This window comes from Candidatus Thiodiazotropha endolucinida (assembly GCF_001715975.1).
Lineage (GTDB): Bacteria > Pseudomonadota > Gammaproteobacteria > Chromatiales > Chromatiaceae > Thiodiazotropha > Thiodiazotropha endolucinida.
In genome coordinates this window covers 70753-96436 of sequence record NZ_MARB01000013.1, presented here as the reverse complement: position 1 = coordinate 96436, position 25684 = coordinate 70753, and the positions used below count along the sequence as shown (strand labels likewise).

At 52.6% G+C, this 25684-nt stretch carries 23 protein-coding genes; 11 read left to right on the top strand and 12 right to left on the bottom strand.

Annotation, left to right across the window (positions count from 1 at the left end):
* Nucleotides 1–56 precede the first annotated feature (56 nt).
* Complete coding sequence (narL, locus tag CODIS_RS12245) at nucleotides 57–719, bottom strand: two-component system response regulator NarL (protein ID WP_069125388.1); 663 nt, start codon at nucleotides 717–719, stop codon at nucleotides 57–59.
* The gene (locus CODIS_RS12240) at nucleotides 712–2646 is read right to left on the bottom strand and encodes an ATP-binding protein (RefSeq protein WP_069125386.1); all 1935 of its coding nucleotides are present in this window, start codon (nucleotides 2644–2646) and stop codon (nucleotides 712–714) included. Before CODIS_RS12240 ends, narL begins: the two co-directional genes overlap by 8 nt.
* Nucleotides 2647–2867: 221 nt before the next feature.
* On the opposite strand from CODIS_RS12240, the gene CODIS_RS12235 reads away from it, so the two are divergent.
* Nucleotides 2868–3239, top strand: a complete 372-nt coding sequence (locus tag CODIS_RS12235) for a YajD family HNH nuclease (protein ID WP_069125384.1) — start codon at nucleotides 2868–2870, stop codon at nucleotides 3237–3239.
* 73 nt (nucleotides 3240–3312) lie between these two features.
* Here CODIS_RS12235 and CODIS_RS12230 read toward each other — a convergent pair whose 3' ends face one another.
* The 3 genes from CODIS_RS12230 to CODIS_RS12220 all read right to left on the bottom strand — a co-directional run bounded on the left by CODIS_RS12230 (nucleotide 3313) and on the right by CODIS_RS12220 (nucleotide 7649).
* Nucleotides 3313–5235, bottom strand: coding sequence for a M48 family metallopeptidase (locus tag CODIS_RS12230; RefSeq protein ID WP_069125381.1), 1923 nt, complete (start codon nucleotides 5233–5235; stop codon nucleotides 3313–3315).
* A 56-nt stretch (nucleotides 5236–5291) separates the two neighbouring features.
* Nucleotides 5292–5882, bottom strand: coding sequence for a LemA family protein (locus CODIS_RS12225; RefSeq protein ID WP_069125378.1), 591 nt, complete (start codon nucleotides 5880–5882; stop codon nucleotides 5292–5294).
* 228 nt (nucleotides 5883–6110) lie between these two features.
* On the bottom strand, nucleotides 6111–7649 hold the full coding sequence (locus CODIS_RS12220; RefSeq protein WP_154723110.1) for a class I SAM-dependent methyltransferase: 1539 nt from the start codon (nucleotides 7647–7649) through the stop codon (nucleotides 6111–6113).
* A gap of 125 nt (nucleotides 7650–7774) precedes the next feature.
* Between CODIS_RS12220 and CODIS_RS12215 the strand changes: the two genes are divergently transcribed.
* The gene (locus tag CODIS_RS12215) at nucleotides 7775–8563 is read left to right on the top strand and encodes a TIGR00266 family protein (protein WP_069125373.1); all 789 of its coding nucleotides are present in this window, start codon (nucleotides 7775–7777) and stop codon (nucleotides 8561–8563) included.
* 36 nt (nucleotides 8564–8599) lie between these two features.
* Here CODIS_RS12215 and cobO read toward each other — a convergent pair whose 3' ends face one another.
* Entirely contained in the window at nucleotides 8600–9136 is a 537-nt protein-coding gene (gene cobO / locus CODIS_RS12210) for a cob(I)yrinic acid a,c-diamide adenosyltransferase (RefSeq protein ID WP_069125370.1), read from the bottom strand.
* A 422-nt stretch (nucleotides 9137–9558) separates the two neighbouring features.
* Here cobO and CODIS_RS12205 point away from each other — a divergent pair, with 422 nt between their 5' ends.
* Genes CODIS_RS12205 through CODIS_RS12195 form a run of 3 tightly spaced genes read left to right on the top strand, consistent with a single transcriptional unit; the run spans nucleotide 9559 to nucleotide 13258 of the window.
* Nucleotides 9559–10548 (top strand): Fe(3+) ABC transporter substrate-binding protein, encoded by a 990-nt coding sequence (locus tag CODIS_RS12205; RefSeq protein WP_069125367.1) that lies wholly within the window; start codon nucleotides 9559–9561, stop codon nucleotides 10546–10548.
* 6 nt (nucleotides 10549–10554) lie between these two features.
* On the top strand, nucleotides 10555–12231 hold the full coding sequence (locus tag CODIS_RS12200; RefSeq protein ID WP_083220727.1) for an ABC transporter permease: 1677 nt from the start codon (nucleotides 10555–10557) through the stop codon (nucleotides 12229–12231).
* A complete protein-coding gene (locus CODIS_RS12195; RefSeq protein ID WP_069125364.1) occupies nucleotides 12215–13258 on the top strand; it encodes an ABC transporter ATP-binding protein in 1044 nt (347 codons plus the stop codon). Before CODIS_RS12200 ends, CODIS_RS12195 begins: the two co-directional genes overlap by 17 nt.
* 199 nt (nucleotides 13259–13457) lie before the next feature.
* Here the strand turns inward: CODIS_RS12195 and CODIS_RS12190 are convergent, their stop codons facing one another.
* Entirely contained in the window at nucleotides 13458–14339 is an 882-nt protein-coding gene (locus CODIS_RS12190; protein WP_069125361.1) for a metal ABC transporter solute-binding protein, Zn/Mn family, read from the bottom strand.
* A gap of 1096 nt (nucleotides 14340–15435) precedes the next feature.
* Nucleotides 15436–16281: a LysR substrate-binding domain-containing protein gene (locus CODIS_RS12185; protein ID WP_069125359.1), complete on the bottom strand. Its 846-nt coding sequence runs from the start codon at nucleotides 16279–16281 to the stop codon at nucleotides 15436–15438.
* Nucleotides 16282–16386: 105 nt separating this feature from the next.
* Between CODIS_RS12185 and CODIS_RS12180 the strand changes: the two genes are divergently transcribed.
* Nucleotides 16387–16788: a tautomerase family protein gene (locus CODIS_RS12180; protein WP_069125356.1), complete on the top strand. Its 402-nt coding sequence runs from the start codon at nucleotides 16387–16389 to the stop codon at nucleotides 16786–16788.
* A gap of 139 nt (nucleotides 16789–16927) precedes the next feature.
* Here CODIS_RS12180 and CODIS_RS12175 read toward each other — a convergent pair whose 3' ends face one another.
* On the bottom strand, nucleotides 16928–17116 hold the full coding sequence (locus tag CODIS_RS12175) for a ribonuclease H (RefSeq protein ID WP_069125519.1): 189 nt from the start codon (nucleotides 17114–17116) through the stop codon (nucleotides 16928–16930).
* A gap of 144 nt (nucleotides 17117–17260) precedes the next feature.
* A complete protein-coding gene (locus tag CODIS_RS12170) occupies nucleotides 17261–18946 on the bottom strand; it encodes a lytic transglycosylase (protein WP_083220725.1) in 1686 nt (561 codons plus the stop codon).
* A gap of 283 nt (nucleotides 18947–19229) precedes the next feature.
* On the opposite strand from CODIS_RS12170, the gene CODIS_RS12165 reads away from it, so the two are divergent.
* The 3 genes from CODIS_RS12165 to dnaQ all read left to right on the top strand — a co-directional run bounded on the left by CODIS_RS12165 (nucleotide 19230) and on the right by dnaQ (nucleotide 21344).
* Nucleotides 19230–19919: a class I SAM-dependent methyltransferase gene (locus CODIS_RS12165; protein ID WP_235615206.1), complete on the top strand. Its 690-nt coding sequence runs from the start codon at nucleotides 19230–19232 to the stop codon at nucleotides 19917–19919.
* Nucleotides 19916–20368, top strand: a complete 453-nt coding sequence (gene rnhA / locus CODIS_RS12160; RefSeq protein WP_069125350.1) for a ribonuclease HI — start codon at nucleotides 19916–19918, stop codon at nucleotides 20366–20368. The genes CODIS_RS12165 and rnhA overlap by 4 nt, the downstream gene beginning before the upstream one ends.
* 274 nt (nucleotides 20369–20642) lie before the next feature.
* Nucleotides 20643–21344, top strand: a complete 702-nt coding sequence (dnaQ, locus tag CODIS_RS12155; protein ID WP_069125347.1) for a DNA polymerase III subunit epsilon — start codon at nucleotides 20643–20645, stop codon at nucleotides 21342–21344.
* Between the two features lie 157 nt (nucleotides 21345–21501).
* Here dnaQ and fnr read toward each other — a convergent pair whose 3' ends face one another.
* Nucleotides 21502–22260: a fumarate/nitrate reduction transcriptional regulator Fnr gene (fnr, locus tag CODIS_RS12150; RefSeq protein WP_069125344.1), complete on the bottom strand. Its 759-nt coding sequence runs from the start codon at nucleotides 22258–22260 to the stop codon at nucleotides 21502–21504.
* A 173-nt stretch (nucleotides 22261–22433) separates the two neighbouring features.
* Entirely contained in the window at nucleotides 22434–22799 is a 366-nt protein-coding gene (locus tag CODIS_RS12145; RefSeq protein WP_069125341.1) for a sulfur globule family protein, read from the bottom strand.
* 340 nt (nucleotides 22800–23139) lie between these two features.
* On the opposite strand from CODIS_RS12145, the gene CODIS_RS12140 reads away from it, so the two are divergent.
* Both CODIS_RS12140 and kdsA read left to right on the top strand, forming a co-directional pair.
* Nucleotides 23140–24771: a CTP synthase gene (locus CODIS_RS12140; RefSeq protein ID WP_069125338.1), complete on the top strand. Its 1632-nt coding sequence runs from the start codon at nucleotides 23140–23142 to the stop codon at nucleotides 24769–24771.
* Entirely contained in the window at nucleotides 24768–25601 is an 834-nt protein-coding gene (gene kdsA, locus CODIS_RS12135) for a 3-deoxy-8-phosphooctulonate synthase (RefSeq protein WP_069125335.1), read from the top strand. Before CODIS_RS12140 ends, kdsA begins: the two co-directional genes overlap by 4 nt.
* Nucleotides 25602–25684: the final 83 nt, after the last annotated feature.

Genomic DNA, 25684 nt, shown 5'->3' with positions numbered 1-25684 from the left:
GGGTTGATGGTCGAAAATAATGACCTGAACGGATCGGTTAGAGGCGCTTGAAATGATTAACGGCCAGCGGTGATTCCCTCTTTCAATGCCCACACAGCCGCTTCGGTTCGGGAGTGCCGGTTGAGCTTCTTGAGCAGATGCTTGACATGTACCTTGACCGTTCCTTCCGAGATATTCAGGACATTCGCAATCTGTTTGTTGCTCTGGCCCTGGGCGATGCATTGCAAAATCTCCTTCTCCCTGGCAGTCAGCGAGGTGATGGGATCCTTCACTTTGAGTTTGTCATCCTCCCTCAGTGCTTTCGCCAGTAATTGAGTCAGGTGGTCGCTGATCACCAGGGAGCCTTCCACCGCCTTACGGATCGATTTTAGGATATCCTCAGGTTCCATATCCTTCAGCAGGTAGCCGTCCGCACCCAGGCGTAAGGCGGTCAGTACATCCTCTTCATTATCGGACACGGTGAGCATAAGCACCCTGGAATCGATCTCCTGTTCTCTGATCGCCTTCAGGGTTTCGAGTCCGTTCATGCCCTTCATATTGATATCCAGCAGGATCAGGTCGGGATTGAACTGTTTCGCCACTACCAGCCCGTCCGGTCCATTGGCGGCCTCACCCACCAACTCCAGGGTATCATCCATATCGATCAGATCGGATACACCCTTCCTGAACAGAGGATGGTCGTCGATAGTGAGTACGGTGTAGGTTTGCTGTTCAGCCATGTTTTAACTGCTCGATCAACATCTTCTTGGATTCACTGTTGGAGGCGTCCGTAATATTGAAATTGAGATCTATTCGGGTGCCGCCACCTGCCGGTTCGTTGATGGTCAATGTTCCGCCCAGCCACTCAGCACGCTCTTTCATGATAGGCAGTCCATAATGTTGCATCATATCACTTTCGTCATTGATTCCGATGCCGTCATCCTCGATGCTGACATTGACCCGTCCCGTCTGATTGCACTCCAGCACCACCCTGGCCCGTCTTGCATTGGCATGGCGAATGACGTTCGAGAGCGCCTCGCGGATGATCTGTATGATGTGAATCTCTGCATTGGGCGTGAATTGACAATTTCCGATATGGTTGGTGTATTCAATAACAAATCCTGATCTGTTTTCAAACTCCTCAACAGTCTCCCTGATCAGTTTGCCCAGGTCGGCGTCGGTCACCCTGAGTCTGAAGGTGGTCAACAGTTCCCGCAGTTGTCGATAGGCGCCGTTGAGCGCAGAGCGCAAGGCCGCGCTAACCAATAAAATATCTTTTTTATCGCGCTCATCGTTTATCGACTTTTCCAACTTGGCTACCTGGATCTTCAGGTAGGAGAGGGATTGGGCAATGGAGTCATGCAGCTCTCTTGCAATGACACTGCGTTCCTCCATTAATGAGAGCTTTCGACTCTGGGTCACTTGCTGTGCGACGTTGATTGCCAGGGCAATATGGCTGGCAACGGTCTCCAACAGGCGCTCCTGCCACTCCTCCAGCTGCGTGGTTACGGGAAATTCCACCAGCAATACGCCGTATTGCTGGGTCTTGTCCCTGATTGGAGTGGAAAAGACATTAACCGGCGCATGCGTATCTGACTTGGCAATTTTGAAGGTATGTGATCTCCCCTCACCGAGACAGATCGCACACTGATTGTCCGGTTTTTCCTTTGAGAGGATATCGGCGTCTCGCGTGGAGGCATATCGATAGGCATGTTGATCACCGGGCTGACCGAGACAGATGGTGCCGTTGTTCACGCCCAATAACGCCTCGATATCGTGTATCACCGCGATCAGTACATCTTCGCTCAACGTGGAGTCGCTCAACCGCTTGGTCGCGGAATAGAGCAGTTCCAGTGTGCGATTGCTCTGTTCCAGGTCATGGGTCTTTTTTCGTACCCGGTTTTCAAGATCCGCATAGATCACGGAAAGATCCTCGGCCATTACATTAAACGCCTGACCCAGTTGACCCAGTTCATCATCACTGAGATAACGGCTACGTATGGAAAAGTCGCCGTGTCGTGCCGCATTGGCGCAGGCCAGCAGATCACGCAGCGGATTGAGTACCCGTGTCTTGGTCAGATAGAGGCTGATCAGTGCAACCAGAAACGTCAGGGTCAACAGTATGATCTGGATGATTCTGAGCTGTTGGTTTATCTCTTCGGCATCGATTTCGAGGGCCTCGACAAATCTGTGGATATCGTCGACGAAGTTGTCCACCAATGACAGATAGTTACGCTGACTGATGTCGAGTTGGCGCCTTTCATTGGTCGATAGGGAAGTGGATGCGCTCAATTTCAGGTAATCTTCCAAATTGGGCAGCATCAGCTCCCGCCATTGGGATTCGACTTTTTCATAGCTTTCGGTGACTTTTTTATGGGGTCCCTTTGTCAGTACATCGTGGATACGGTGACTGAACAGGCGTTGATTATATTCAGTGACCAGCTCCCTGGTCCGGGTGGTGGCCAATTCGTCATGGAACTTCGTTCTATGCACCAGGCTGCTGGCAATACGATAGGATTGCATGCGCAATGTACCGGCCTGATTGATGGCTGCGGCGTAACCTTCGGCGGTTTCAGCAATGATCATTGAACTCACCATTCCCGATACCGCCAGGATGAAGAGGATGGTGATAACCGTTCCGAATCGAAGTAGAAGAGAGTTTTTCACAGTGGGATACTCTACTGATTAGGTCTCAAGGTGATCGATGTTATCAGTGTGGGATGCAGCCGTCAGCCACGATGCCACAATGGGAGCGATCTTGGCCAAGGGTATGTCGGTCAACTCTGGTCCGGGAGTGGGTAAGGGCCAGGGAAAACGACTATATTTACCATTGATTGGTGTCACTCGTACGCCGCATCCCTAATGTTTCCGTCAATCAGAGGTTGAATATGTCGTCGGAGCAGTCAAAAGAGAAACTGGACCGGATCGTCGCCCAGGCCCGTCGCGACAGGGAACAGCGGGAGAAGGGTTATCGGGAACAGGCATTGAAGCTCTATCCATGGGTTTGCGGCCGTTGTGCGAGGGAGTTTACCCGGGAAAATCTCAGGGAGCTGACGGTACATCATCGCGATCATGATCATGATAACAATCCTCCGGACGGTAGCAATTGGGAATTGCTGTGTATCTATTGTCATGATAATGAACATTCGCGCCACCTCGATGCGGATGCCGGGTACTCCTCTGCCGAAACAGCTGCGAACCGTGCCAGTACCTATCAGCCTTTCGGTGAGTTGGCCGATCTGCTGAAACAGAAAAAGTAATTTATTTAGTCGCCGGATTAGTGTTAACAGGCCCTAGTAAGCGCGGTCTGGGAATGTTTTCGAGTGGGGTTAATCAGAGCTGACGCGATACAGAGCGATCGCTCATCAAGGGGAGCGGTATATGCAGGGCTGAGCCGATCGCCCTCAGGAGTTCCAGCTCTTCAGTGGCGACCTGGGTGTCGGTAAGGATTGTTTCCATCAATGCGGTAATGAGCCGCTCCTTCTCCTTGTTCTTGAGGTCGTCGAGTTGATCCAGCGCCATATCCAGTGTTTTTACCCAATCGGTCGGCCGCTGCATGGGTAGATGTTCCAGCCCAATACTGTTGATGCCGTTTTCATAGCTGCGATGAATCAGCTCACTCTCTTTATGGCCATGATCGGCAAGGATAGCGATCACATCCCGAACCGCCTGAGCCTGGTCCGCCAGGGTTCGGTTACCGCCGGTGTGGCTTTGGGCGGGGTTGAGCGCATCCGTCAGGTGGAGACTGATCACCTTCGCTAGCAGAAACTCAAATACCTCTATTTTGCCATCGAGATGTACGATCTCGGTAACGGTGTCGAGCAGACGATGAATGAACTCGACCGGTCGACGTTTCAGGGCGGGGAAGGCGATCTCCAGCAGGGGAAGGCGCTGCTCAGGTTGGATCGGCATGGCGGATGTCATCAGGTATCGCACTTGTGTTTCACTCTCCGCTCCCAGTCTGCGGGCGATGGCAAAGAGCTGTTGGTCGCGTATTGACTCCTCCTTGTCGAGCAGAATGCAGAGTAAGAGCTCCGGTGCCCACTCGGTTGAACGGGCCGCCGAGACCAGACTCTCGGGCAGGGTGGCAGCAAGGGCCGCCGCAGCCATAATCTGCTCCCAGCCGGGTCGACCTATCCCCTCGATGATCGTACGCGGATCGAAGGGGGCGCGTTTCGCGCTGGCCTGGGTTGCGGCAGCCTCCCGTTCCGCTTCTCTTCGTGAGCGTCGCAGCATGCGTTTGGCAATTTCACCCAGCTCCTGTTCCCGAAACCCAGGTTCGATACGTTGAATGCGTCCGATGATGGGAGGATGGGTGGCAAATAGCGTGGCCCGCATTCCCTGTCCGAACAACATATGGGCAATCTCCTCACTGTCCCTGGTCAAAGAGGCGCCCTGGCTGTGCGCGGCAATCTTTTTCAGCGCGCCGGCGATACCTTGTGGGTTGCGGGTAAACTGTACTGCGGAGGCATCGGCCAGATACTCCCGCTGACGGGAGACGGCAGCCTTGATCCAGCGGGCGAAGAACAGACCGATATAGCCGATGGCGGTGAGTGCTGCGGCAAACAGGATTATCGCGCCAGCGTTATTGTTTTTTGAACTTGAGGAGAAGCGAGCGCCGGAGAGGATGCGCCGCCCGGCAATCGCCAGGATCATGATGCCGAACAGGGCGCCGATAAGCCTAATGTTGAGGCGCATGTCGCCATTGAAGATATGACTGAACTCGTGGGCGATGACGCCCTGCAGCTCCTCGCGGTTCAAATTTTCGAGGGTGCCCCGGGTTACCGCCACCGCAGCGTCACTGGGTGAATAACCGGCGGCAAAGGCATTGATGCCGGATTCCTGCTCCATGATGTAGATCTCGGGCACCGGCACGCCGGAGGCGATGGCGATCTCTTCCACCACGTTGCGCAGACGCTGACGTAGCGGGTCCTTCGGGTCGGCTTCTACCGGCACCCCTCCCATTTGGCGTGCCACAGCACCGCCGCCATCCCTCAAGCTGGCGCTACGGAAGAGACTGGCCAGCCCGATTGCAGCGCCGGTTCCTCCGCTACCGAACAGCAAAATGGCGCTGTTGTCAGTAAGAAAGCCACTCAGGGTTTGGCTTGTTCCCGCGGTGTCACTGAGCACGTTGCCGAACAGCAGTAGCAACACCGCATCGATGGTGATGACAATGATTACGACAGCAAGCAAAAACAGCAACACCAGGCGTCGTGTGTTGCGCTTGGCTTGGTCCTGATGTTCGAAGAAATTCACGTTCCGTGATCCTATCTAGGGCCTAGTAACAGATCGCCTCAATGAAAGACGAAATATTAATTGAATGAGACCTTCGGTACCTCACGTTTGGCTTCATCCTCTATTTCCAATAGGGTTGCGGCCTGGAATCGGAACCAACCTGAGATCAGGTTGCTGGGAAAGGACTCCCGGTCGATGTTGTATTGCATCACAGCGTCATTGTAAGCCTGGCGGGCAAATGCGACCTTGTTTTCTGTGCTCACCAGTTCTTCAGAGAGTTGCATCATGTTTTCATTGGCCTTTAAATCGGGATAGGCCTCCGCCAAAGCGAAGAGCCGTCCCAGGGCGCCGCTCAGTCCCTTTTCCGCCTCTGCAAGTTGTTTCATTGCATCGGGATCGGAGGGGTCCTTGGCCGCTTGCTGCAAACCGCTCACCGCCCGGTTACGCGCCTCGATCACCGCCTCCAGGGTCTCTTTCTCGTGCTTCATATAACCCTTCGCCGTTTCCACCAGGTTTGGAATCAGGTCATGGCGTCTTGTCAGCTGCACATCGATCTGAGCGAAGGCGTTTTGATAGCGGTTACGTCCGGTGATTAGCTTATTGTAGAGGCCAACACCGAATCCGATGAGGCCCAGAATGATTACCAGTAGCACGATCAGTGTTGTCATTGTTTGTGGCCCTCCGGCAGAATTTGGCGATGGTGATGAGGTGGCTTAGATTCTATGCCCCAATGATTAGAATTTCAGCCGTCAACCGATTTACAAGAACAAAATGTCACCAGTTTTTACATATTAATACGGTATCAATATCTGGGAACCTCTTATTGTTTTGTGCTTTCATGGACTTGTGAGAATACCGCCTAAGTTAGTGGTGATCTATTAATTCTTACTCAGTCTCTATTGCTGCCATCGGTTGAGAAGCGATTTAAATCTACGCCTGATTTTAGAGAGAGTATTGAGTGACGGGTTCTTAAGCTCAGGTATAGTGGCAGTTATTGTATCAGTGATCTCGCGCAGTTGTACGGAGGTCTGGCTTGAATTGCGTGACCTGGCTGGCATGGATTGGATTTGCCGTTGAGCCTGCTTAAGGAAGTAGTGGTTGAGAAACTGACTTTTGAAGTCGACTTGTAGGCTTTTGGCAGCAACTAGCGCAGCCAGTTCGTAGTAGTGCCCCGTTGATGCATCAATGCCTCGAAGATACTCGGCTCGATGATAGAGATAGATTGCCAGTGAATAGGGGACTGTCATTCCAAAATCAAATAGGGATGTTTGTTGGTTTACCCGCTCTGCCAGTTCCAGGGGGGCTTCAAAAGAGAGCTTGAATAGGCGGTAAAATATTTTGTCGATCTTCCGAGAAACGCCATGCTCATCAAATGGAGTATTGGATTTGACGGCAGATATGTAGTAGTTAATCAGCTGGCCGAGATAGACTCGGTCGTCAAGTTTTGCTTCAGTTGAGATTTTCGCATCGTAATATGCAGTCATCCGCATCTCAGTTGAGGATGTGGATTCGAGTGTAATGGGCCGGTCGGATAGGTATGCGATAATAGTGTTACCGTTCAACTCGATGACAGAATGTAGAAAACCAGCTTGTTTGGAAAGTTGTCGAAGCTGTTTCTGTGAGAGTACGAAGTAGTGGGCGCCAGGCGACAATATTGCATACAACTCACCTGGGGTAGTTAGTTTGTGAATTGATGATGAGCAGGGGGTTGTAATGAGCAGGACTCCGTCAGGCTCAAGGTATGAACGTATCTCCTTTAAGAATGCAAGTGGATCGCTAACGTGCTCGAGGACTTCGGTGGCATAGATGAAACTGAATCTTCTGTTGCGCAACTCCTCGGCTTCATGGGTATAGGCATTGATGATAGGAATATCCAACAACTCTGCCCCTTTGATGCCGTAGGCTGAAGGCTCGAGTCCAAGGGCATCTATCTGCCATACTGTACGGCAATAATCGAGCGCGACACCGACATTGCAACCGATCTCCAACATGGACTTGTAGCGATGGTAGGGAAGGCGTTCAAGAAGTGGGATTTTCCATCCCAAACCTGCGTTTAACTCCAGGTAGAGATAGATCAGATAGATAAAATATGGATCTTGAAGATCCATATCGGCCGATGGGTATGGGGTGATCAATTTCCTTGCGTTTAGTGTGAAAGCGCTTCCACAACCACCACACCGTGCAACTTCGAGCTGGCCATGTTCAGGATGCCAATGCAGCGCGTTGAGGATGATCTTATTGCCTTGTTTGTTGCCGCAGACAATACACGAGTGGTCGGTGGAGCTAGGTGTAGTTAACCAACTGACCAAGGACATAAAACGCTTTCCCTTGCTGGAGGGCCTGCGGGCAGCATACATGCCCATTGTTACATAGGTCAACTTGGCAATTGGCACGCTCCAAATCAAAACTACAATAGTAACAATGGTTACCGGCACGATGGCAATCTAGCGCGGAAAACTCGCCAAGCTTAAATTAGAATACTACTTGATATTATTTTGCACATTGGTGAAATGTTTCGCTGTCAATCAATCTATTTTGAGCCCGAAAAGGAGTGAGATCGATGCGTTGTCATGAAGTGGACTATGAGATCCTTGGATCCGAAATGCAGCTGGTGGAAGTGGAACTGGATCCGGGCGAGACGGTGATCGCCGAAGCGGGCGCCATGACCTATATGGAGGAGGGGATCGATTTCGAGACCAAGATGGGTGACGGTTCCAACGCGGATGAGGGTTTGATGGGTAAGCTCTTTTCCGCGGGCAAGCGGGTCTTCACCGGCGAGTCGATCTTTACCACTCATTTCACGAATCGGGGTAACGGTAAAAAAAGGGTCTCATTTGCCGCCCCCTATCCAGGCAATATCGTGCCCCTGAATATGCAGCAGCTGGGTGAAAAGGTGACCTGCCAGAAAGACGCCTTTCTCTGTGCGGCCCTCGGCACCAAGGTCGATATCGCATTCAATCGCCGCCTTGGCGTGGGGCTGTTCGGTGGGGAGGGTTTTATCCTGCAGGCCCTGGAGGGGGACGGCATGGCCTTCATCCAGGCCGGTGGTACGGTCATTGAAAAACGCCTTTCCGGGGAGACTTTGCGGGTGGATACCGGTTGTCTGGTCGGATTCACCGGAGGCATCGATTATGACATCCAGCGCGCGGGCAACCTCAAGTCCATGGTGTTCGGTGGCGAGGGTATGTTCCTGGCGACCCTGAAAGGGCAGGGTACCGTCTGGTTGCAGAGTCTCCCATTCTCGCGCATGGCCGATCGGATCCTGGCGAACGCACCTTCATCGGGCGGCGGTGATCAGGGAGAGGGTTCCGTACTCGGCGGTATCGGTAGGTTGCTGGACGGAAAATAGTCACGACGGAACCTATAGGGTTGGTGACGACGGGTGCTAGAACTCAATCCCCTGTTCAGCATGAATACCCTGCTCAAAGGCGTGTTTGACCAATCTCATCTCGGTCACTGTATCTGCGATGTCGATGACCTCTTTGGATGCGCCTCGTCCGGTTAGGATCAGGTGCATCCAGGGCGGCTTCTCCTGTTGGATGAAGGCTGCTATCTCCTGCCCGCTGATCCAGCCATATTGGCAGACGTAGTTGATCTCATCCAGTACCACTAAATCATAATGTCGGGTGCGAATCTTCTGCTGGCAGAGTTGCCAGATCTCCCGGCTGGTGCGGCGGTCCTGCTCGGGATTTTTGGTATCCCAGGTGAATCCGTCACCCAGGGCATGCCACTCGATATTCTCAAATCGGGAGGCAGCCTGTTGTTCGCCTGTCTTCCATTTTCCCTTGATGAACTGAATCACGAGTACCTGCATATTCCAGCCTGCCGCCCTGAATGCGGTGCCGAAGGCGCTGGATGATTTGCCCTTGCCCTCGCCGGTGAGGACGAGGGTTATGCCGGTTCTCTTTTGTCGCTGTTTCATTAGGGCCTGCTATCGAGCATCTAATAGGTACTGTTGGGACATTGTATTCGTCCTGCATGGTCGGTGAGCAAATGATAACGCCGTTGGGCGGAATAAATAGCCCCTGTCACTGCGAATTGGGCATGTGCAAGCGCCACTCCATGCCGCCCATCACCTATTTGAATGAATCAGACTTCTCTCCCGGCTGCCGGATGGTCACCTTTTCGTGTACAACAGGGCCGATCGGGTGAGTATCGACAAGTCCTGAATAAATCTAGCGCCATCAGCCGGAAAGGCCGAGTGTCGGTTGCTTTGAGCCATTATATTTTGCTAATCTAAATAATAATCGTTATCATTCTTATATACCATACTATATCAATTATTGAAGATCTTGAAAGGAGGTCATTGTGTCACCTGTATCAAAATCAATTTTGCTGAGTCTAATGCTGACCTTCATAGCGCCTTCGTTGAGTCTGGCGGATGAGGTCGTCAATCTATACTCGGCAAGAAAAGAGCAACTGATCAAACCGCTACTTGACCGATTCAGCGAGCAGACGGGGATTAAAGTCAATCTTGTTACCGGTAAGGCCGATGCTCTCCTGCAGCGGTTGCAGAGCGAAGGGCGCAACACGCCCGCCGACATGTTGATCACCACCGATGCGGGTCGACTGCATCGGGCTAAAGCGGCAGGGGTCACCCAGGCGGTGGAATCCAAGGTCCTTCGGGACGTGGTGCCGGAGAGTTTTCGCGATCCGGATAGCCACTGGTACGGCCTCTCATTGCGGGCTCGACCTATTCTGTATGTCAAAGGAAAGGTGGATCCGTCGAGATTATCGACTTATGAAGCACTGATAGATCCTGACTGGGATAACAGAATCTGTATCCGCTCGTCCGGCAATATCTACAATCAATCCCTGGTGGCTTCGATGATCGCCGCCAATGGTGCGGAAGCGACGGAGACCTGGGCCAAAGCCTTCGTCAAACAGTTCGCGCGTCCACCCAAGGGAGGGGACCGGGATCAAATCAAGGCTGCTGCGGCCGGCCTGTGTGATATCGCCATTGCGAATACCTACTACCTTGCCGGCATGCTAACCTCGAAGGATCAGGCACAGCGCGATGCGGCTGCGAAAATGGCAGTCTTCTGGCCGAATCAGCAGGGTCGGGGTGCGCATGTGAATGTGAGTGGGGCGGCCCTGACCAAAGCGGCAAAAAACAGGAAAAATGCAGTAAAGCTGTTGGAATTCCTTGTCAATCGCGACTCTCAGGCCTGGTATGCTGAGGCGAATGGGGAATATCCGGTTCGAACAGATGTGGAACCTAACGAACTTCTCAAAGAATGGGGTGATTTCAAGATGGACCGGCTCAACCTGGCTCAGCTGGGTCTGCTCAATCCGGATGCACTGCGAATGATGGATCGGGCGGGATGGAAGTGATCTGACGTGCGACCCACGGCCAGCCGATTTCCATGGCCCCACCTCTCCATCAGGCTGAATGGGTGGAGTGTGACGGTACTCTCGTTAGCGCTTTTGCTGGCGGTGCCTGTGATCGTTGTGCTCAGCTATCTTTTTGAACCTGCCGGTGAGGTCTGGCGCCATCTGGCTGATACGGTTTTACGGGACTATGTCATCAACTCCCTGTTGTTGATGGTTGGTGTGGCTATCGGTGTGTTGTTGTTGGGTGTCAGTACGGCCTGGCTTACCAGTATGTGCCAGTTTCCAGGGAGATCGGTGTTCGAATGGGCATTGCTGCTGCCGATGGCGATACCCGCCTACATCATTGCCTATACCTATACCGGTCTGTTCGATTTTGCCGGCCCTGTGCAGACGATGATCCGGGAGTGGACCGGCTGGGGTTACGGCGACTACTGGTTCCCAGAGATCCGTTCCATCGAAGGTGCGGCATTGATGCTCGCACTGGTGCTCTATCCTTATGTCTATCTGTTATCGAGAGCCGCCTTTCTGGGGCAATCGATCTGTGTGCTGGATGTCAGCCGTACCCTGGGTAACGGTCCCTGGCGGACTTTCTTTTCGGTCGCCCTACCTTTGGCCAGACCGGCAATCGTGGCGGGTCTCTCACTGGCCCTGATGGAGACCCTGGCCGACTACGGTACGGTGCAGTATTTTGGCGTTTCGACCTTTACCACGGGTATTTTCCGTACCTGGTATGGCCTGAACAATGCAGCCGCAGCGGCACAACTCTCCGCTATGTTGTTGCTGGTGGTGTTCGCCTTGATCATTCTGGAAAAAATTTCCCGCAAACAGGCGCGCTATCACCATACCAGTCAACGCCATCAGGCATTGACCCGCTTCGAATTGAATGCCAGGCAATCGGTGATGGCCTTTCTGATCTGTTCAGGGGCGCTGTTTTTCGGGTTCATCCTGCCTGCAGGGCAGCTTTTGTGGTGGGCATTGACCACCGCAGAGGAGAATCTCGATAGCCGTTTTTTGAATCTGATCACCCATACAATCGTGTTGGCGGGTACCGCCTCACTGCTGGCACTGATGTTGGCGCTGCTGTTGGGTTACGGAAAACGGCAACAGAAGAGCTGGTCGACCCTGTTTGCGGTGAGGCTGGCGGGGATGGGTTATGCCATTCCGGGTACGGTTATCGCCATCGGTGTCATGATACCATTTGCCGCCTTTGACAATGCGCTCGATAGCTGGGCTAGAGAACAGTTCGGCTGGTCAACCGGACTGTTGCTGAGCGGTACCTTGATCGCCTTGGTGTTCGCTTACCTGGTACGCTTTCTGGCGGTATCCCTGCAAACGGTTGAAGCGGGATTGGGCAAGATCCGGCCGACCATGGACGAAGTGGCTCGTTCGCTGGGTACCGGTTCCGGGGAGATTGTGCGCAGGGTGCATATACCGATGTTGAAAGGGAGTCTGCTGACAGCCCTGTTGCTGGTGTTTGTGGATGTTTTGAAAGAGCTGCCCGCTACCCTGATATTACGCCCCTTCAATTACAATACCCTGGCTGTCAGGGCCTATGAACTGGCCTCTGACGAACGGTTGGCCGATGCCTCATATGCGGCGTTGACGATTGTTGCCGTGGGTATTCTCCCGGTGATACTGTTGAGTCGTACCATTACCCGGTCTCGCCATGCCAAATCAGCTTGAAGTCAGACACGCCAGTGTACGATATGGCCGCCAGGTCGTGGTGGACGATGTCAGCTTTGAACTGGAGAGCGGCGTTATAGGTTGTCTGCTGGGGCCGAGCGGCTGTGGCAAAACCAGCCTGCTGCGCGCCATTGCGGGATTCGAACCCTTGGTCCACGGAGAGATTCTGCTGCACGGGCGCCAGGTCTCACGTCCGGGGCACACACTTGCCCCCGAGAAGCGCCGGGTCGGTATGGTGTTTCAGGATTTTGCCCTCTATCCCCACCTTACTGTTGGGGAGAATGTCGTCTTTGGACTGCGTGGGATCAGTGGTAAGTCGCAACGACAACGAGTTGGGGAGTTGTTGGTGTTGGTCGGTCTCAGCGGCCTGGAGGATAAATATCCCCATCAGCTCTCCGGTGGGCAACAACAACGGATTGCATTGATCCGGGCCATGGCGCCAAGACCGGAGATACTGCTGCTCGACGAACCCTTTTCCGGTCTCGATGTGGAGTTGAGGGAACAGTTGGCGGGAGAGGTTCGGGCAATATTGAAAAGAGAGGGCGTGACAGCGATCCTCGTGACACACGATCAATTGGAAGCATTCGCGTTGGCTGACATCATCGGTGTATTGGGTAGCGGGCGTTTACGTCAATGGGACAGCGGCTACCACATCTACCACAGGCCGGCGGATCGATTCGTGGCGGAGTTTGTCGGACAGGGCGCTATGATCCCGGGTCGGGTATTGGCGGGTGGTCGTATCGAATCGGCACTCGGCACCATGTCCGCCGATTTCAAGCAGCAACACCAGGCAGGGGATTCAGTTGAGCTGTTGCTGCGTCCCGACGATATCATTCATGATGACGAGAGTGACTTTAAGCTGAAGATCGTTGGAAAGGTTTTTCAAGGCGCTGAGTATCTCTATACGCTCTCCCTGGATGACGGCACCGAGTTGCTCTGTCTGGTGCAGAGTCATCACGATCATGCGGTCGGTGAAAGGATAGGCGTGCGTCTTGCCGTGGATCATGTAGTGGCATTTCCCGGCTGACCGTTCACGCAGGTCCTGGGAAATGAAAAATCAATCCGGCATAAGCAAAGCGAACCCTTCCACCAAAACCTCAACACTCAAAACAATTCAGCCGCTTTTATGATTTACTTGCCGCCATCTCATGGCTCTGTGCATGATGCGTATTCGGCGGGTGTGGCCCCGCCCTCATCAACTCCTTTGGTACCGATTGTTACGGACTTCAACCCTGTTTTTGATCCTGTGACGTGAATTGACACACTGGTCTAGATGTTTGGCATGGGTGAGCAGGGTCTGAAAATAGAGATCCGGGCCGGGGGAACGGTGACGTAATCTCTCCCTGCCTGCAAGTCTTGAGGGGGTGGTTGGAAACTTTCTGAAGGCCTTCATTTGAGCTGCCATCTGGCTTTATTTCACGAATGAAGCGGTGAATGAAATAGGGATCGAATGTATTCGCGATCTTCGAGGATACAGCTCCAATGGGCGCCAACTGTTTAGAAATCTCTTGCTCTACTTTTTTTATCCTTTTCAGCAGTGCGATTTCATTATCCAGGTAACGCTCTGTATTGTCTGGATCGATCCGCACCAGTAGTGGCGTGATCTGTTTGACTGCCATAATGGTGATGCGTGGATCGCTCCAGAAATGGAGATCACGGGAAATTTGTCGCTGATCGCCGATCTCCTCATAGCCCCTTTTCAACAGTAGGGGGAGTGTATTCGATAGCGTCAGAAAGTGATCGGCTATTGGTGGAAATTTATCCAGGGCATACCCGACGGATTTTTCCAGGCCTGATCCCACCCAAATTACCAGGTCGGCGCTCAGCAGCCCGCTCGTTTGAAAGGGATCCAGATCTCCCGCCATATCTGACTCGCTTTGAAACAGCAATATTGGTTCAGCTGTTCCCTGCATTAAAGCAGCCACGAGGGAATGCAATTCAGGCAGTGAGACAACCACTCTTGGTGCTGCATTGAGTGGATTGATTAGAATTAAAGTAACAACCAGGACTGTAAGCTTCAGCCGCACTATTTTTAGCATCTCTTCATCCTCATGGTATTTTTGGTCAATACTCACAGTCAAGAAGTGTGCCGTAAAAATAAATTCCATAAATACAGTGATATATGTTTTTTTAATTACTCTTTTAGTGTGTCAGAAGACGCGTAATTGAGTGAAATGCCATAGACATATCGTTGGAGGTCAATCCAACATTCGGTAATGGATCCATGAAACTGAGATTGCTGAAATAAGTTGGGGACAACGAGTAGGTAAATTGAAATACAACATATATAAGGCAAATAACGAACCCTGTATTTATCTCGAATATGTCCTATAAGAATCCTAACCACTGATTAAACTTGGCAAGGCTGAGGAAGTCATAAAATAGTAATCACGCCGCAACGAGGATAGCTGAGCGGTCTTTCGTGGCGGAACCGCATTCTCTCGTGACGCAATTAGCCATCGACTGGAATTCCGGCCGAAACGACCATGGGTATCTAGCAGGATGGGTGTAACCATGCCGGCGATGTGTTTCGCCTATTGAATGGGGAGTAACACATCAGGTGGCCCCGGAGAGATGAGATGATAACCGATCAAATAACGCGAGCGATTCGTAAACGATTTGCAACACTCCCGAATTGGCTGCAACATTTGACCGCTGCCAGCTTTCTGTTCTTCCTCGCCAAAGGCTTGCTCTGGATTGGCTTGGCGGCTTGGGTGATCTTGTGACCACCCATCGTTTCGTCTTTAGATCAAGGGTGGTTGAGGGAGCCTTCACGTCAGGCTGAATTGTATTTGGGAGCAGCTGGTCATGCCGATGGCCCTAGCAAGCCGCAAATAGACGCATCTTATGAAAAGTCCGCAAATTTTCGCAAATAAGCACCTTTTTCAGCAGTTTAAACCAAGAGTGACGGTGAGACACTCCTCACTCGTGCCGTGTCACACAAGCTGAAGGATAGGTTCTATACAATCCGTCCCAGTGGAGAGTTTTAAAGTAGATTTATTTATTCGCTTTCATTTGCGGACTTAGAACTGTTTTGCGAATATTTGCGGCTTGCTTACACAGACACCTCAGTAAGGGTGAGGTAGGTTAAAGCACATAGCTGAGAATGGTGAGTAATCAGAAAACTAAAAACCTTTCTGAAGTGTTCATGGTTAACAGGCCTACGCTTTTCCATGGCTGAGCATGAAAGGTAACAAGGATTGCCTAAACCACTATATCCTCAGTCTTTAAATATTCACGGATAATGATATCGAGTGCGTTGAGTGCATCACTGCTGTGGAACGAATTTCGATAGAGGGCCAGCTCCACCGGTTTGAGTGCAGGCAGTGGTGATTTCTCAGTACCCTTTGCAGCAAGTCTTGCCGTGACTCCCAGGCCTGCCTCGACTGCGGCGAGAATGCCAGGCAGGCTGGGGCTGGTATAGGCAACCCGCCAGGGGATTCCGGCCTGATCCAATGCGCCGATCACCCGGGAGCGGAACAGACAGGGGGGTGCAAACACTACCAGGGGTAGGACTTGAGAGGGCTGCCATAGGAAAGGTTCAGGTAAGATCCACTGTATTGGAATAAGTCCCAGACATTCGCCCTCATCGCCGGGACTTTGAAATGCAACAGCCATATCGAGTTGCTCAGCATGGATCGCCGCCACCAGAAGTGAACTGGTATCTATTTGAACATCGAGGCGTACGGCCGGATGGCTGCGGGTGAATTGCGCCAGGATGGCCGCCAGGCCTCGGTCGGCGAAATCCTGTGCGACTCCCAAGCGCAGGTGCCCTTGCAACGGGTCTGGCCGCAGCAAGGACGCAGCCTCGTCATTTAAATCCAGGATACGTCGTGCGTAGTTAAGCAGCAGTTCTCCAGACTCGGTCAGAATACGTCGGCGGCCGGACTTTAGAAACAATGTAGTGCCACTCGATTCTTCAAGGCGTTTCATCTGCAGACTGATTGCTGACTGTGTACGATGTAAGCGCTTCGCAGCTTGAGAAAAGCCGCCATGATCAGCAATGGCAACCAGGCTTCGCAACAGGTCGATATCAAGATTCTGCGGCATAATTCATAAGTATTACAAATGTATTAGTTAAATAATAGTCATTTTATTAATGAATTTACTGTTGCTAGTCTGATCATGTCGCCACTACAGATTTCGGAGCAACCAATGCCAGTTATCGCAATCGCACTTTCAGGTAGGCAGCTGTCCCTGTTGCAACAGCAGGAATTACAGCGAACGACGACACGTCTGATTGAGGAGATCATGGGTAAGCGCCCATCTGTAACCGCGGTTATGGTGCAGTCGCTGCCATCCGCAAATTGGGCGATTGGAGGGGAAGCGCTCAACGACCATCTGCGCGCCGCCCAGGTGGATATCACCATTACCGCCGGTACAAATACGGCTGAAGAGAAGGCCGGCATGATCGATGCGATCCATCAAATGCTGAATGATCGAGTGGGTCCACTCGCCGAGGCGAGCTATGTGGTCATTCATGAAGTGGCCGCGGATGCTTGGGGGTATGCAGGACGTACCCAGCAGTCGCGTCAACAGATGAGGCAGTTGATATGAAACGGGAGTTTAAGGTAGAACCAAAGCGACGCGAAGATGGGAGTCTCGATATCGAACACTACCTGCAGCTGGGCCGCTATCAGCGTGCAACGGCCTTAACCAGGGGGTGGATGAAAACGGTTAGAAGGTTGAGAACGAATCAGCAGTTAAACAGGCGATCAATAGCATCCAGCCCTTCCTGCACGATCTCATCCAGCTCTTCCGGATCGTCATCATGTTCATAGGCAAGCATGGAATAGGTTGCCAGTGATTTCAGCCCAAGTGCGATCTTTTCCACATCGACAAGGTTTAATTCGACCCCATCTCTTAAATGGCACTCTTCACTCATAGGAAACATCTCGTAAATACTGCTTAGCTTACCGATACTCTGACAGGCGCTGCCCTGCTGTCAAAAAATTAGGGGCTTTTATTGATACAGATCAAGTGTGAAAGATATCTGGCGCTTCCGTTGCGGCCGCACATCCGTGTTGCCTCAGAGGGTCTGTTCAGTGACATCCACATAGAGTTTAAGTCGTTGACCAGGTTGAAGATATTTGCTGCCAAGCGTGTTCCAACGCTTGAGATCGGCAACGGAAACCTTGAAGCGCTGAGCGATACGGGAGAGTGAGTCACCGCGTCTGACTCTATAGTGCAGCCTGCTCTGTGTGCCTGATGGCTGTAGGTTGAGAAGAGAGAGTTCGGAAGCGGGGGCCTTTTTTACCCAGATGACGAGTGTTTGCCCCGGCTTGAGGGGATCACCCGGGGCCATTCCGTTCCAGGCTGCGAGTTTACGATGACTGACGGAATGGACCTTGGCTATCTTCCAGAGGCTATCGCCCGGTTTGACTGTATAGTGTTGTTTGTGGCCATTACGGGATCTGTTTTGGATAGCCGCCTTGCGTTGCTCGGCGCTGAAGGTGTATTGGTTGAGGCCCTTGCTGGAGACAGGGATCAACAGGTGCTTCCCAGCACGGATTTTGTTGCCTTTGAGTTTGTTTATCTGCCTCAACACCTTAGTGGTCGTACCATGTTTACGGGCGATGACACTCAGTGCATCCCCCTGCTTGATCTTGTAGCGTTTCCATGTCAATCGATCTTCGGCGGGGAGCGTCTCGAGTTTTTGCAGAAAAGTCTCGACCTTGTCCAGTGGCAGGCTGAGTCTGTGGGGGCCGTCTGGGTCGGTGGCCCATCGGTTCAGGCCTGGGTTGAGGAGATAGAGATCCTGAATGGAGAGATCCGCCATCTCTGCCGCCAGGGCGAGATCGAGCTGAGACTGGATGTCGACAGTGGTGAAATAGGGTTCATCAGCAATGGGAAGCAGCGTAGCTTCGTAGCGCTGTGGATTCCTGAATATCTCAGCCAATGCCAGCAGGCGGGGTACATAGGCGCTGGTCTCATCAGGTAATTTCAGTGACCAGTAATCGGTTGGCTTGCCACGTTTTTGATTGCGTCGAATCGCACTGCGTACCGTCCCGGCCCCCGAGTTATAGGCGGCAAGCGCCAGTTCCCAGTCATTATTGAACTGACGGCTGAGTGACTGCAGATAGTCCAATGCCGCATGGGTTGAAGCTACGACATCCCGCCGACCGTCATACCACCAGTTCTGTTTCAACCCGTAATAACGACCGGTGGATGGGATAAACTGCCACATGCCGGCAGCGCGTCCCGGTGAATAGGCAAACGGCCGATAGGCGCTCTCGACGGCGGGAAGCAAGGCGATTTCACTGGGGATGTCCCTTTTCTCGATCTCCTGCAATATAAAATGGAGATAGGGTTGTGAGCGCTCCTGAATGCGTTGAATGTAACCAGGATGCTGTTTGTACCAGTTCAGTTCGCGGTCAATGCGGGGATTGTGGGGAAAGGTCAATCGATAACCATCCAACATCCGGCTCCAGAGATCGGCAGGTTTTTCTGCAATTGTCATTTCGGTGACGGCGGCCTGCAGCTCCTCGGCGATTTCCGGCAGCTCATCGGCAGTCATGGTGCTCTCGTCTGCACTCGGGTGGGTTTGCAATACTTGCGTAGCAGCCGGGGAGAGGGGGACCTGCTGCAATGCGCTCGTCGCCTCCCCATTGGGCAGGCTTTGACAGGCGGCAAGTAGGCAGGTGGCGAATAGATTCATGATACGCAGAGGAGACTTGAAAAACGGCATCGATCTTTTAAGGCTTGTTGTGGACATACTCTATATCGGAGGAAAATAGTATCAGAGCCGCGTATCATTTCCATGGCCGGTACTCCAAATTGCGTGGTATCCCGTTATTCTGTCACTCGGGCATACCGCCTGATAAACTCGGGCATACCGCCTGATAACCTGAGACCTCGTATGAGGCGTACTGAACTGCACAGATTACCTGACAGTTATGTCGGTGGTAAAGTCGATACCTTGATATATGAGAGAAAATAAGCTGTTGAATTTGGGATCTTGTAGGCAGAAACAGCTACAAACATGGTTCGAGAGTGACTTGGGCAAGCTATTGGCCGAGCAGGAGGCGGAATGCCTGGATCCCAGGATTGCCACCCTGTTCGGTTATCATGTGGTTCAGCTCGGGCTCCCCTGCAGGAACCAGGATTTTCTGAGGATGAGCCCGGCGCGGAACCGAGTGGTCGTGGGCAGCGGAGATGATTGTACAGGCATCGATCTGCAAGCCGACAGCCATCACCTGCCTCTAGCCAGTGACAGTGTAGATGGGATGGTATTGCCCCACACCCTCGATTTTACGGCCGATCCCCATCAGGTGTTGCGTGAGGTTGAACGGGTATTGATCCCCGAGGGCAAGGTATTGCTCTGTGGTTTCAATCCCTGGAGTCAATGGGGATTGTGGCGTCTGCTGCGTCTCAGGTCTGCCACGATTCCCTGGTGTGGGCACTTCTTCAGCGGAAAGCGGATCCAGGATTGGTTCTCGTTGCTCGGCTTTGAGTTGGAAGAGGTGATTTATCTTCACTTCCGTCCCCCGGTCACCAACTCACCTATCATGCAGAGACTGGCCTTTATGGAACGATTGGGTGAGAGAGTCTATCCCCTGTTTGGTGGTGTCTATGTCATACTCGCGGTCAAGCGGGAGGTCACGATGACTCCGCTACGGTCGAAATGGCGGGTGAAAAAGCGGGTCCTGCCGACTGCCGCAGAACCGACGATGAGAAAAGTTGAATGACTCAAGTTGTAGAACTATATAGCGATGGCGCCTGTCGTGGGAATCCCGGTCCCGGAGGTTGGGGGGTGGTGTTACGCTACGGTCGACATGAAAGACAGCTTTTCGGTGGTGAACATGAGACCACCAACAACCGTATGGAACTGATGGCGGTCATCCGTGGCCTGCAGAGTCTGACGAAAAGGAGTCGGGTGAAAGTGACCACGGATTCCCAATACGTGAAAAACGGAATCACCCAGTGGATTTACAATTGGAAACGGAATGGCTGGCGAACGGCAGCGAAAAGACCGGTCAAGAATGCCGACCTGTGGCAAATGTTGGATACAGAGGTCAACAATCATCAGGTAGAGTGGGCCTGGGTCAAAGGTCACTCCGGCCATACCGAGAATGAACTGGCGGATGAATTGGCTAACCGCGGTATCGAGGAGTTAGGGCCGGTCGACAGGTCCTAGGGCCTGTCAACACTAATCCGGTCGGCTCTGTTGCGTCTGAAAAAGCGCCAATCAAGGCGCGAGGAGAGAAGTTTGGTGTTTCCAAATGAACAACGAGCAACGCCGAGTGGCGCTTTTTCAGGCGTAACCCGCAGGGCTGGGGCTATTTTTCCGCCCAGCGGCGTTATCATTCGCTCATGTAGAATAACTACACATCACTCATTCTGCCTTGCTGGGCAAAAAAATAGTCCCAGCAGAGCCGATCGGATTAGTGTCAACAGGCCCTAGTGAACTGATGCGGCAGATCGTACTGGATACGGAAACCACAGGATTGGAACCGGAGCATGGACACCGAATCATCGAAATCGGCTGTGTGGAGATGGTTGATCGTCGGTTGACCGGGAATAATTTCCATCAATATCTGCAACCTGAACGGGAGATCGATGCCGCTGCCGTAGAGGTGCATGGCATCACCAACGAATTTCTCGAAGACAAACCGAAATTCGGGGATGTTGCTCAGGATTTCATCGAGTATGTGAGTGGAGCGGAGCTGATCATTCATAACGCTCCATTCGATGTCGGTTTTCTCGACCATGAATTTCACCTCATGGAGAGTGCTGCGAGAATCGATAGTTTGTGCGCGGTCACTGACACCCTGGTGATGGCGAAAAAGATGCACCCGGGTCAAAGAAACAGCCTCGATGCGCTCTGTAAGCGATACGATATCGATAATTCACACAGGGAATTGCATGGAGCGCTCCTGGATGCCGAGATTCTGGCCGATGTCTACCTGATGATGACCGGAGGGCAGGCTTCGCTGGTTTTGGACGGAGTTGCCAGCGATGAGTTTGGTGATGATTCTGTCGATAGTATTCAGCGTCTGCCTTCGAACAGGCCAAAACTGAAGGTGGTTCACGCTGATCAGCAGGAACTCGCGGCCCATGAGCAGCAACTGAAAGCCATGGGTGAGGCCTGTATCTGGTTAAAGAAGCACTAGGGCCTGCAAACACTCTTCCAATGGGTGCTTTATCAGGCGCAACCCGAAGGGCTCGAGCTGTTATTCCGTCCCGCGGCGTTATCATTCACCCACGCCCATTTTCATAGTTGGACGAAAAAAGTCCTGGCAGGGCCAATTGGATGAGAGTTTATAGGCCCTAGACTCGCGACTGACTCGATTTTGTCCTGTCCGTACCCTGTACGATTTCATAAAGCCGGGGAATATCCAGCAATTGAACATGCTTTCTCTCGACATGCAGCAACTGTTCGTCCTGGAAGCGTGTGAACAAGCGGCTGACAGTCTCTACTGCGAGCCCCAGGTAGTTACCGATTTCGTGGCGCGACATGCTGAGAAAGAAATCACTGGCTGAGAATCCGCGCTGTTTGAAACGTTCTGAAAAGCTGAGTAGAAAGGTGGCGAGCCGCTCCTCGGCGCTCTTTTTGCCCAGTAGAGTGAGCATCTCTGTCTCCTGGCCGATCTCGCGACTGAGCAGGCGATACATCTGGTGTTGCAGGCTGGGCATGATGGAACTTAAAGATTCCAGTTGAGAGAAGGGGATCTCACAGACCGCAGTGGTTTCGAGCGCGATTGCGGAGCAGTTATGGTTGTTGTCCTGGATGGCATCCAATCCAATCAGTTCCCCGGGGAGGTGGAATCCCAAGACCTGTTCACCACCGTCCTCATTGGGTGAATAGGTTTTGACTGAACCACTGGTGATGACCCGGAGGCTGTGGAACTTGTCGCCACCACGGTAGAGATGATCGCCACGGTGATAGGGACGTCCACGCTTGATAATGGAGTCGAGACGTTCAATGTCTTCTGGGGTCAGTCCCATTGGTAGGCATAGGGTCGAAAGACTGCAGTTTTTGCAGGCGACCTTGATATTTTCAAATGAGACAACTTTTCTGCTAGTCAAGGAACCGCTCCAGCTAAGGGTGCATTCTTGTCAGATGCTTCTTCTCGCTTCTATTTTTCCAGAAGTTCTTGATCCGGATCAAGTAATTTTAAACATTTAATTATCTTAGATCATATTGCATAAAAAAAGCCGGCCATTAGGCCGGCTTTTTTTATGCGCTATTGGCTGACCGCTTATTTGGCGGGTGCAGCAGGTGCCGCAGGCGCAGCAGGCGCTGCAGGCGGATAGCCGTAGGGTGCGCCGTAAGGTGCGCCATAGCCGCCGTAAGGTGCACCGTAGCCGTAAGGTGCGCCGTAGCCGTATGGGCCATAGCCATAGTAATCGCGGTAGTAGTTGTTGCCGCGACCATAACCGGAACCACGGCCGCTGCCACTCATGCCAAAGCTGAAATCGCCGGAGCCATCGCCCCAGCCGTCGCCCCAGCCATCATTATTCCAGCCACGGTTACCCCAGCCTGGACCACCACCCCACCATGCAGATGCGGTTGTGGAGACAGCTACGAGAGCAGCGACGCTCATGACCTTAGCAAATTTCATCATGCTTTCTTCCTCTTTAAAGATTGATTTTTATTACTGCTTTTTCTATTGAAAAACAATTAGTTGGTCGTTACGTGTTGTAGGTGTATATAGGCTGATCCCGAGCCTGTCTTAATTTGGTTTGGTCTCGCCGAGTAACTGCCAACTGGTCTCTGTGGTTGTAATTCGCGGAAATCGCCAATCGATTATAGACCCTGGGGAGATAGAATTAAATGACATTCTTGAGCAGTCGCATGAGATATATCGCATCAGTCCAACATTTATGCGATTGAGAGAGGCGGTCTGATCTGTTACTGTTCCCTTCCGTCCGTTCCCCTTATCCAGCACGTTAACTAGAAGTTTCATGACTAGATTTATATTCATCACGGGCGGCGTTGTCTCCTCCCTGGGCAAAGGAATCGCATCCGCATCTCTGGCTGCACTGCTTGAGGCCCGCGGGCTCGATGTCACGATGATCAAGCTCGATCCCTATATCAATGTTGATCCGGGAACCATGAGTCCATTCCAGCACGGTGAGGTCTTCGTTACCGATGATGGGGCGGAGACAGACCTTGATCTTGGACACTATGAGCGCTTCATTCGCAGCACCATGGGACGAAACAATAATTTCACGACCGGTCAGATCTATGACAGTGTGATTCGCAAGGAGCGCAAGGGCGAGTATCTGGGCGGTACAGTGCAGGTAATCCCACATATTACCAATCAGATCAAAGAGAGCGTGTTGTTGGGTGCCGATGACAATGATATCTGTCTGGTGGAGATCGGCGGAACGGTGGGTGACATTGAGTCGCTGCCATTTCTGGAAGCGATCCGCCAGATGGGGGTCGAGTTGGGGCCGCAGCGGGTGATGTTCATGCACCTGACGCTGGTGCCCTATATCAAGGCATCAGGTGAAATAAAGACCAAGCCGACTCAACACTCGGTGAAAGAGCTGCGCTCCATCGGTATTCAACCCGACATTCTGGTATGCCGTTCCGAGCAGCCGTTGCCTGAAAACGAGCGCAAAAAGATCGCGCTCTTCACCAACGTACCCGAAAAAGCGGTCATTTCGGCGGTAGATGCTGACTCGATCTACCGCATTCCCGTGCTGTTGCACGCCCAGGAGATGGACGAACTGGTCAACCAGCGATTCAACCTGGATCTGCCGCCAGCGGACCTCTCTGAATGGGAAGCGTTTCTGGAAGGCCTCGACAGCCTGGCTGAAGAGGTCAAGATCGCCATGGTAGGAAAATATGTTCATCTTACAGAGGCCTATAAATCGCTATCTGAAGCCTTGGTACATGCAGGCGTCCATACCGGAAATCGGGTTGTAATACACTATGTGGATTCAGAGCAGATCGAGCGGAGCGGAACCGAGAGCCTGGAGGGAATGGATGCCATCCTGGTACCTGGAGGCTTCGGTAACCGCGGGGTTGAGGGTAAAGTCACCGCAGTCAAGTATGCCCGCGAAAACAGAATCCCCTATCTGGGAATCTGTCTTGGTATGCAGGTGGCGGTGATTGAGTTCGCTCGTCATGTCGCCGGATTGGAGGGAGCGCACAGCACCGAGTTCAAGCGTGATACGCCACATCCGGTAATCGGCCTGATCACTGAGTGGCTGAATGCGGACGGTAAGGTTGAGACACGCAGCGAAGAGTCTGATCTGGGCGGAACCATGCGTCTGGGTGGACAGCAGTGTCAGCTTGAACCCAACAGTAAACCCCATCATCTCTATGGCCAGGAGGTCATTACCGAGAGGCATCGCCACCGCTATGAGTTCAATAACAGTTATCTGGACAATATAGTCACGGCAGGAATGAAGGTGTCGGGCCGTTCAGTCGATGGGCGACTGGTTGAGATAGTCGAGATCCCTGAACATCCGTGGTTCGTGGCCTGCCAATTCCATCCGGAATTCACCTCCACACCGCGCTATGGCCATCCGCTGTTTTCCGGATTTATCGAAGCGGCGAGAAAGCACCGGGATGGCACGGAATGAAACTCTGTGGCTTTGAGGTTGGGTTGGACCGTCCGCTCTTCCTGATTGCAGGTCCTTGTGTCATAGAGAGTGAACAATTGGCGCTGGATACCGCCGGGGAACTGAATATGCTGACCCGGGACCTCGGTATCCCTTTCATCTACAAATCCTCCTTCGATAAGGCGAATCGTTCATCTGCCGGGAGTTTTCGTGGACCGGGTTTGGAGCGGGGATTGGAGATTCTGCAGCGGGTCAAATCGTCGATCGGTGTCCCGGTATTGACCGATGTGCACGAAGATACCCCGTTGCAAGAGGTTGCGTCCGTGGTGGATGTTCTGCAGACCCCGGCGTTTCTCTGTCGTCAGACCAACTTTATCGGTGATGTGGCCCGGCAGGGTTTGCCGGTGAATATCAAGAAGGGACAATTCCTCGCGCCCTGGGATATGACGCATGTGGTCGAGAAGGCGACGGCCTCGGGTAACGACCGGATTATGGTATGTGAGCGGGGTGCCTCCTTCGGCTACAATAACCTGGTTTCGGATATGCGCTCCCTGGCGGTGATGCGTGAGACAGGATGCCCTGTCGTCTACGATGCCACCCATTCGGTTCAGTTGCCGGGAGGCCAGGGTGCCAGTTCAGGCGGGCAGCGTGAATTTGTGCCGGTACTGGCGCGGGCGGCGGTTGCTGCAGGTGTCTCAGGCCTGTTCATGGAAACCCATCCGCAACCCGATAAGGCGCTGAGCGACGGGCCGAATGCATGGCCACTGCCTAAAATGAGGGAACTGCTCGAGACGCTGATGGAGATCGATCACCTGGTAAAGGGGAAGGAATTTGCTGAAACCTCCCTGTGACACTGTTACAGACACCTTCCGTAACACGATCCCGATTAACTGATATCACCCTATATAATTACTGAAAGTACACAGAATACGGA